Annotated in this window: 4 protein-coding genes; all 4 read right to left on the bottom strand. The window is 62.2% G+C overall.

Annotated elements, in window-relative coordinates:
- Window positions 1-131: 131 nt before the first annotated feature.
- The gene (recQ, locus tag PW947_RS18805) at window positions 132-1979 is read right to left on the bottom strand and encodes a DNA helicase RecQ (protein WP_299633873.1); all 1848 of its coding nucleotides are present in this window, start codon (window positions 1977-1979) and stop codon (window positions 132-134) included.
- A gap of 174 nt (window positions 1980-2153) precedes the next feature.
- Window positions 2154-4499: a patatin-like phospholipase family protein gene (locus PW947_RS18800; RefSeq protein ID WP_299633872.1), complete on the bottom strand. Its 2346-nt coding sequence runs from the start codon at window positions 4497-4499 to the stop codon at window positions 2154-2156.
- Complete coding sequence (locus tag PW947_RS18795) at window positions 4465-5988, bottom strand: acyl-CoA-binding protein (RefSeq protein WP_299633871.1); 1524 nt, start codon at window positions 5986-5988, stop codon at window positions 4465-4467. Before PW947_RS18795 ends, PW947_RS18800 begins: the two co-directional genes overlap by 35 nt.
- 4 nt (window positions 5989-5992) lie before the next feature.
- Window positions 5993-7093, bottom strand: a 1101-nt coding sequence (locus tag PW947_RS18790; protein WP_299633870.1) for an MASE1 domain-containing protein, incomplete at its 5' end; no start/stop codon positions are given.

Raw genomic sequence — 7093 nt, 5'->3', positions numbered from 1 at the left:
TGACTGGCAAACAGCACGTGCACAAAGCGCGCGCGTGCGCATACCAAAATCCGGAACCTAGCATGTTATTCCGAAAATACCAAAGGAGTCAACAGCTTGGCGGGAAATCAAGCGGGCGACCGACGCGCCGTTTAGTCGGCGCCGACCACTTCGAGCAATTCGTCGCCGAAACGGTCCAGCTTACGGGCGCCCATGCCCGCGACGTGTCGCAGATCCTCGATGGAATCGGGTGCGTTGCGGGCGATTTCGGCCAACGTTGCGTCGTGGAAGATCACATAGGCCGGCACGCCATCGCTTTTTGCGGTTTCGGTGCGCCATGCACGCAAACGGTCCCAACGCGCACGTTCGCGCGGGCCCATCCCGATCGTCGGGTCGGCGCGCTCGCTGGTGCGGCCGGACGACTGCCGTGAACGCGTCGGTTTCACGTAGCGACGCATCGTCACGTTTTGACCGCCCTTCAGCACCGGCTTGCTCGCTTCGGTCAACACGAGAGAACCGTACCCTTCATGATCGACGGCGAGATAGCCGAACGCGACGAGTTGACGGAACACCGCACGCCATTCCGGCTCGCCCAGCGCGGCGCCGATGCCGAAGGTCGTTAGTTTTTCGTGTCCGCGTTGCAGGATTTTTTCGTTGCGGTTGCCGCGCAGGATGTCGATCAAATGGCCCGCGCCAAAGTTGAACCCGCTCGCGCGCTGCGCGCGGAACACGCACGACAACGCCATTTGCGATTCGCGCGTCGCGTCCCACGTTGCCGGCGGCTCGATGCATGTGTCGCAATTGCCGCATGGCTGGCTCGATTCGCCGAAATACGCCAAAAGTCGCACGCGCCGGCAAGTGGCTGCCTCGCAGAGTCCGAGCAGCGCGTCGAGTTTGCCGGTTTGCACGCGCTTGTGCGCGTCGTCCGCTTCCGACTCGTCGATCATCTTGCGCTGCTGGACGACGTCGCCCAGACCGTACGCCATCCACGCGTTGGCCGGCATGCCGTCGCGGCCCGCACGACCGGTTTCCTGGTAGTAGCCTTCGACGCTCTTCGGCAAATCCAGATGGGCGACAAAGCGCACGTCCGGTTTGTCGATGCCCATGCCGAACGCGATCGTCGCGCACATCACGACGCCTTCTTCGCGCTGGAACATTTCCTGATGCTTCTGCCGGATTTCGAAGTCCATGCCCGCGTGATACGGCAGCGCCCGCACGCCCTGGCCTTTCAGCCATTCCGCGGTTTCTTCTACCTTGCGCCGCGACAGGCAATACACCACACCCGCGTCGGTCGTGCCGTCTTTCTTGCTGTGCTCCGCACGAATGAAATCGAGCAGCTGCGAACGCGCGTTGTCTTTTTCGACGATCCGATAGCGAATATTCGGGCGATCGAAGCTCGACACGAAAATTCGCGCGTCGTCGAGCGCGAGCCGATGAACGATTTCGTCACGCGTGATGCCGTCGGCGGTTGCCGTGAGCGCAATGCGCGGCACATCCGGAAAACGCTCGTGAAGCACCGACAGCTTGATATATTCCGGCCGGAAATCGTGCCCCCATTGCGATACGCAATGCGCTTCGTCGATCGCGAACAGACCAATGCGCGCCCGCTCGAGCAATTCGAGGAAACGCGGCGTCATCAGACGCTCCGGCGCGACGTACAGAAGGTCGATTTCGCCCTCGCGCAACGCGCGTTCCGTGGCCGTTGCTTCTGCCGCCGTCAGCGTGGAATTCAGATATGCCGCGCGAACCCCCGCCTCGGTCAATGCCGCGACCTGATCCTGCATCAGCGCGATCAGCGGCGACACGACGATTCCCGCGCCGAAACCACCTTCGCGGCGAACCAGTGACGGAATCTGATAACACAGCGATTTGCCGCCGCCGGTGGGCATCAGCACGAGGCAATCGCCGCCATTGGCGACGTGTTCGACAATTTCGCCCTGCTGCCCTCGGAACGCGGGATAACCAAAGACTTCGTTGAGGATTTCTAGCGGACGGGACATGAAATAGAGGGAGGAAGCGCGATGCCGGTGGCGTGATTTTACCAACCCACGAGCGATGCGCCCGAAACGTTTACGGACGTTAGCCATTCGGACGATGAAATGGCGCCTCGAAGTCGGCTCAGATCTATACGCCTGCCGGTTTTATATAGCGAAATCGATCAGTTTCCGACGTCGTCAAAACTGGTTTCCCAGCTGGAAGTAGAGATTTCGCACGCCGCCCGGCGCCACGGCGAATCCGAGATAGAGCGGGCCGACCGCGGTGGTTGCGCCGAGGAATGCGCTCACGCTCGAGCGCCACGGCCCGCGCGCGAATGCGCCGCTTTGGCTCCAGACGTTTCCGACCTCCGCGCTCGCCCCCGCGAACACGCCGTGAACCGGCCCGGAGTTGAGCCGTGCCAATTGCGCGAGATACGTCACGCGTCCGTACATCACGTAATTACCGGTGAACTGGTCTTGGGCGTACGCCGCCAGATGCTGAAAGCCACCCAGGCTGAACGTGTATGCATCCACCGCTTTGTTACCGAACTGCCCGCCGGCCTCGAATGCTGCGTTCACGCTGTGTCTGCCGTAACTTTGGGCCCACAGCGTGCGAATGTGCGCGGTGTTGTAGTTGCCCTCCGACTGATCGAGCGCGACCTCCGCGTAACCGTCGAGGTAATAGCCGTGCCTCGGGAATAGCGGGTCGTCCAGTTGATCGACTTCGAGTTCGATTCGGCCGACGGACTGCGAATTGGTGTCCCCGGAGACTGGCTCGGGCACCAGTTGGCTACCACCGTCGTCCGACGGCACCCATTCGAGCGGCGTGGTTGCGGGCTGGTTGCTAGTGCGAACGCGCGCGACACTCGCGCGCACTTCACCCAGATCACCCAAAGGCAGGCCGGCGGTTAGCCCGATCTGCAACTCCTGAAGCCGGAGCTGCATTGCCGGCAGCGCTTCGTCGGGAGCGTCGTCGGTGAAGACGTCTGCCTGTTTGCGCCGATAGCTGGCGTAGGGCGCGAGATAGATCCCGTCAACAGAGGAGATCGGCTGACGTAATTCCGTGCGAAACATCACGTCCTGACTGCCTAGAATTGCATCGTTCCGCCATTCAAGGCCGCTCTGCGTAATCCACGGCATGCGATGGCCGACGCGCAAAGCAAACGCTCCTTCGCCGCTGAAATTGCTCGACATGCCCAATCCGAACAACAGGAAGTTCGGCCCCCAGGATTTCGAATTCGCTGTGACGTGCAGCACCCGATCACCTTCGGGACCGGTGAACGTATGCGATACGCTTTCGAAATCGCTCGCGCTATTCAGCGCGGCAAGGTCCCGATCGATTGCGACCGGATCGTAGACATCGCCCGCTTTGGCGCGGAGCCGCTGGGTCACTCGCGATGCAGGCACCCGGCCGTTGGTCGTCACCATGACCCGATCGATCGTCGTGCCGTCAGGCAACGACGCGCTTTGGTTTCGCGCGGCGAGATACGTTACCCACGCGTCGGATTTGAGAGAAAGCGGCTGGAAACGCGCCGCCGCATTTTCGACCGCGGTTGCACCTGCAGCGATGCCACGCGCTGAATCCGCAAAATCGGTGAATGCGACACCGTTCAGATCGGGTTCTAGCAAAAGGTCGTCGTCGTGGAGTTGCGCCTTCTGCGCGCGCACGTTCTGGCTGATCAGCACCCCGAAGACCTGCTGCGTAATGCCCGTCATCGACTTGAGTTCGTCCGCGCGCTTGAGCGGCGTGCCGATATTGATTGCGATGACGATATCCGCGCCCATCTGCCTCGCGACATCGACAGGCAGGTTATCGACGATCCCGCCGTCGACCAGCATCCTTCGATCCAGCACGATGGGCGCGAACAGTCCCGGCACGGCCATGCTCGCGCGGATCGCGTGCGGAAGCGAGCCTTTGCGAAGCACGACCTTGTCGCCCGTTTCGATATCGGTCGCGACCGCACGGAACGGCACGGGCAACGCATCGAAATCAACGTCGCCGGGCAACTGGCTCATGTGGGCCTGCAACAGCGCGAGCAACTGGTTGCCCTGCACCAATCCACTGGCGGACGCGAAGCCATTGGCTCCGAATCCAAGCGGCAAGCCGACCGGATAATCGAGGTTGTCTTTCCGGACCGCTTGCGGTTGATTTGCGCGCGCTTCGCGATCGAATGCTATGTCCGTCAGATCGACGCCCTTCAGCGCGTTTTCGATAGCCTCGGCGGACATCCCGCTTGCATACAGCCCGCCGATCAACGCGCCCATGCTCGTGCCCGCAATGCAGTCGACCGGTACATGCAACGCTTCGAGCTGCTTCAATACGCCAATGTGCGCATAGCCGCGCGCGCCGCCACCCGACAGCACGACGCAAATTCGCGGTCGACGCGCGGTTTCCGCCAACGCCGTTGACCCGACAGTAACTGGTTCAACGCTCACGGTGAACGCGTTCATCGCGAACACATGGCTTGCGACCAGCAGAAGCAACAGGACGATCGATCGCCACACGATGCTATTCGCCCGCCAGCTTGCGTGCGAGTGCGACATACTCGCCCTTCGCGACTTCGCTCGCGGTGCCGCGAAGTTCGTCCCACGTATCGTATTTCGCGCGTCCCACCGCATCTGTGATGCCGGGACGGCTGCCGGTGACGTCTCCAATGCCCGCCTGTTTATACAGCGCGCGCAGACGGAGCATGATCGCGGGCGTCACCGGCTTCCCGATGGTCGAGACGCGCGCGATCGCATCGTTGAACGCCGAATCGAGTGCCTCGCCGGCGGGAAGCGCGATGGCTCGGTCTCGCGGTTCCGTCAGTGCGCGATTGACATCCCCATTCGCTTTGGCAGCCGCGTTCCAGAATGCATCTTCTTCTGCGGGTTGATTGGGCGTGTAGACGACCGAGCGAATCCGTCGATTGCCAAAGGTCATTGCCAGCACGCCACGCGCGACGAGGTGTCGGCCGCCCGCGCTCGCTTCCGACACGATCGGCAAACGAACGGCGCTCTCGGCGTAGTCGGGTTGTCCGAAATCGGTGACGGCAAACGTATTGGCCGATAAGGTTGCGAATTGCGAGAAAAGATCGATCAACGCGTTGCGGTCAGCGTAGACGCGAGCAACCGGACTCGATCCGCGGTGCTCCCAGCGAATGTCCGACGCGAACAGCGGGAACACGTCTTCGTAACGCTGTTCGCGCATGCCCGTCATAAACCACGACACCAGCGATTCCATGTCTTCCGACGAACACGGCTCGATGGTGACGACAGCCGGCACGTCTTGTTTCGCAACGCCGAGAAAATCGAGCACACTGGTTGCGACAAGGTCACGGTCGTTATCGACGCAAACCATGTGATAGCTGTTCTCAAGAACCACGACGCGCGCATCCTGCGCCGTGCGCGCGAGAAATTCCGCGGACTTCAAGCTGGTGAGTTCGTCTTCTCGGGCATGAACGACGAGTAACGGACAGCCGATCTGCGCCGCGCCGCGAATCACCAGCCGACGCAAGCGGTCCACTTCGCGGATACAGGCGAGCGGCACCCACCGATAGTGGAAGTTGTCGCCCCGCTCGAATTTCGCTTTGACGATGTTCCGAACCAATGCGTTCTTGATGCCATAAGGCTCGCCCTCTTCGATCTTCATCCGTGCTGGCAACAGCGGCAGGTAATAGGCGGCATGACGCACCGCGCGATACCACGGTGTGCTCCAGCCGTCGATGTAGATGGGCGGTGCAAGCGTAATCAGGGACCCTTTTGTATGTCGCTCACGTGCGCACAATGCGGCCGCGAGCAACGCACCCATGCACATGCCGACGACGTGAAACGTGTCGTATTGGTCCACGAGTTCGCGGTATTTGAGCGTGACCGCTTCGATCCACTCCTCCGCTCTCACAGCGACCAGCGATTCTGGCGTGGCACCGTGGCCGGGTAAGGTCAGCGCATGCGTTTCGATGCCGCCGCGCTTCAGATGCCTGTGCATGGAACCGAGGTCGAATTGCGTGCCGCCCAGTCCGTGGATCAACAACGCGCCAGTGCGAATGGGCATGACGTCACCCCACCGCATTGGAATTGCGCTGCCACACGCCGGCCACGAAAGCCACGCTGCCGTTGCCGTCGGCCAGTGACGATCCAACGTCGGCGAGCGCGATCCATCTATCGTTCTGGCGCGGATCGACGAGACGGAACGGAATGTGTGCAGGTGCTTGCGTGGATGTGGGCGCCGCCGATCTCCAGCGTGCGAGCAGCCGCGCGCGGTCCTCCGGATGAACGCGCGCGAGCACCGCGTCGACGGTGGCAAGCGCTGTGACCGGATAGCCAATCAACTCATCGACGCTGCCTCGCCATTGCACGACGCCCGTCGCCGGATCGATTGCATAGGTGATCTGGCCGCTGCCGGCCAATGCCAGCTCCAGCTCGGTTCGCCATTGCTCGGCCTGCGCACACGCCTGCGTTTCCGCATCGTGCAGCGCGTGCACGATCAACACCAGCATCGCGGTAACGCCGACATACAACTGCGCCTGAAGCAGCGATAGCGCACGCGTAAACGACAACGACGCGAACGGGCCGTCGCCGTGTGATGTCTGCCGGAGGCAGATCAACGTCAGTACCAGAACCGCGAGCGTGCCCCCGCGCGCACCGCCGACAATCGCGACGATCACCACGAAGAAAATGGGCAGATAAAGCGGCGACGTGACACCGACGGCGCCAAACCGCGCGGCCGTCGCGCCGTCGAACAGCGACCACGTCAGTGCGGTCATGGTGACGAACGCGGCGACGCTGACCCAGTCGCGATACGCGCCACGGGTTGTCGAACGTTTAGGCCGGAGCTGCGCCCACACCGCGAGCAACGGCGTCGTGATGCACACGCCGACGAAGATCGCGGCGCTCCACTCGTGAAACGGCCGCATGAACGGCGTGCCCTTCGTCGCCGCAAAGAACCATGCACTGCCGCCACCGAGTATCAACGCGCTTACCAGCGCAGCGACGACCACCGCGAGCAGCAGATACAGGCGCTCGAGCGGGACATCCATTTTCCGCACCACCGACGACGCCACCAGCGGCGCAATACCGGCCAACACACCCAACACGACCGACGACGCAACGTCGCGGCCGCCGAAGTGCGACAGAACGATTTGCACCAGTGCAAACAC

The organism is Paraburkholderia sp. (assembly GCF_028283785.1).
Classification (GTDB): Bacteria; Pseudomonadota; Gammaproteobacteria; order Burkholderiales; family Burkholderiaceae; genus Paraburkholderia.
The sequence above is the reverse complement of the archived record's forward strand: the minus strand, read 5'-3'. Positions and strand labels throughout refer to the sequence as shown.

Bases quoted from the DNA above. Each gene is read 5' to 3' on its own strand.
- PW947_RS18795 (WP_299633871.1), bottom strand. From the start codon at position 5,988: ATGCCCATTCGCACTGGCGCGTTGTTGATCCACGGACTGGGCGGCACG.
- recQ (WP_299633873.1), bottom strand. From the start codon at position 1,979: ATGTCCCGTCCGCTAGAAATCCTCAACGAAGTCTTTGGTTATCCCGCG.
- PW947_RS18800 (WP_299633872.1), bottom strand. From the start codon at position 4,499: ATGTCGCACTCGCACGCAAGCTGGCGGGCGAATAGCATCGTGTGGCGA.